This window comes from Azospirillum sp. UFLA03-27, assembly GCF_059803775.1.
Genome location: NZ_JAUQTX010000467.1, coordinates 1 through 2,002 on the forward strand (window position 1 = coordinate 1; position 2,002 = coordinate 2,002).

Genomic DNA, 2,002 nt, shown 5'->3' on the forward strand with positions numbered 1-2,002 from the left:
TCCGCCGCCACACCACCCTGTTCAGCTGAAAGTAGCATACCGCTCCGCGCCGGCCGGGATGCCTCGGCTACAAACATGTTCTGAAGCACGCGGCAGCCCGGAAGGAAAGAGAACTTCTGCATGTTCTTTCCACGTGGGCAATACCCGGTCTGCTCGCTACCGCAACCCAGACCATCCACGCAAACTGCGCAAGAACCACCGAGCCGGGGCAACTCCAGTACATGGAGACCTGATAAAGCAGGCAGGATGCTCGGACAGTTCCGGGCATCTCAAAGGATGATGTTGCCGCCGTGGAGCTTGTCCAGGCCCTGCAGGGTGATCTGGAAGTCGGCACGGCCGTCTCCGTTGACATCGCCCTGCACCATGCCGCCCGCCCAGCGCAGCTCGCCGGCCTTGCGGTGGAACTCCACGCCGTCAATGAAGGTGAAGGCCTGGTCTCCGCGCTGGCGGGTGTTGGCGTCGATACCGCTCACGTCGAGGGTGTCGTCCATGGAGAAGTCGAGGATGGTATCGTGCTGCGCGCCGTTGCCCGCCTCTTTGACGCTCCGGAGGACGAAGCGGTCCTTGCCGTCGCCGCCGGCCAGCAGGTCGACGCCCTCGCCGCCCTGGATCCAGTCATCGCCGACGCTGCCGAGCAGGGTGTCGTTCCTACGGTCGCCGTACAGGGTGTCGTTCCCGAGCCCGCCGACCATCAGCTCGGCATTCTTCGAGCCTCGCAGGGTGTCATCGCCACCGAAGCCAAGCACCGCGTAATTGCCCTTCTTGGCGTCGGAGCGCAGCGTGTCGCCGTTTCCGGTGCCGGTCTTGAACTGCCAGCTCTCCTTGAACAGCCAGTTGTAATCGACGCCGGTGGCGTCCTTAGCCGCCGCCAGGAAGTTCGCGCGCGCCTGTTCCGGCGTGGCCGCGGCCTCCTTGGTGATGAGGCTTTGCCAGAAGCGGGCGTAATTGTCTTCGCCGAAGTCCTCGTAGAGGCGATGGAGCAGCGATCCCGCGAGGTCGGCGCCGCCGAAGTTGTAGGGATTCTGTGGGGCGGTGTCGATGGCCAGCGTGTTGCGCCAGTCGAGGTTGGGGTTGGAGAAGTAGAGCTGTGACATGTCCTGCTGGATGAAGGTGACCAACTGGTCCCAACTGACCTGTTCGTTGAAAGCGCCTCCGTTGACGTCGGCGGCATTCATGGACAGGAAGCGGTTCTCGATGGCGAACCCGGTCGTGAAGGACGGAAGGCCAAGGAGGGGCTGGTCGTAGAACCAGAAGTTCCGGCCGAGCTCGTAGAAGAGCACTTGGTCATAGAGGCCGGAGTCGCGCACCCCGGTGTAGAGGGTATTGAAATATGGGGGCATAATCTCAATGCCGGTGGAGCCTAGCCATCCGCATCCGGCACCACAGGTGTTTTCAACCTCGGCGATCGAGGCTTTGCCGTTGTAGGTGAAATTCGGTCTTGGCTCTCGCCCGGTGATGCGCGCATAGAAATCGTAGGCCTCGTCGAGTTTGGAGACGATGGTCTGCATCACGCCGGCGTCGAGGTCGGACGATTGGGTGAGAAGAACGATGTTGCGCCCCTCCCACGGGGTCAGCTCCAGGGTCTCGCCCTGAAACGACGTATAGGCAACCATTTCTCGCCTCCTCAAGAAACATCTTCTTGTCTTGCGAGTGTTTGCAGGCAACCGAATGCTGTCGAGCGCAGGGAAGGGGAGTGCGTTATTGGTGGCGGTAATCTTTTTGCTACGGTCGGCGTTCCGACCGGTTGAGGACTACCTTCATTTGCAGGCTCAACCGATAATCGAGGAAGAAGATCTCGGTCGGAGGGTGTCGCGCAGTAACGAGAGCGATTCAGACGATTGTTGTGCATTTCGGGCCGGGCCCACTGTGGTGCAGGGATGCGGGATTTGCGGGGGCTTCCGGATCGGCGTCGAAGCTGTGGCCCGTGGGACTGTCTGAAATTTCGTGTACGGGCCATAACTTCGGGACCGAAGGAGGCCCCGCATGGCACGACGCAAACAAC

Annotated in this window: 1 protein-coding gene; it reads right to left on the bottom strand. The window is 61.4% G+C overall.

The window, feature by feature from the left end:
* Positions 1-269 precede the first annotated feature (269 nt).
* The gene (locus Q4I23_RS32405; protein ID WP_498528965.1) at positions 270-1,613 is read right to left on the bottom strand and encodes a M10 family metallopeptidase C-terminal domain-containing protein; all 1,344 of its coding nucleotides are present in this window, start codon (positions 1,611-1,613) and stop codon (positions 270-272) included.
* Between the last annotated feature and the right edge of the window lie 389 nt (positions 1,614-2,002).

What these genes read in the sequence shown, in the direction of transcription:
- Q4I23_RS32405 (WP_498528965.1), bottom strand. Translation starts at nt 1,613, where the DNA reads ATGGTTGCCTATACGTCGTTTCAGGGCGAGACCCTGGAGCTGACCCCG.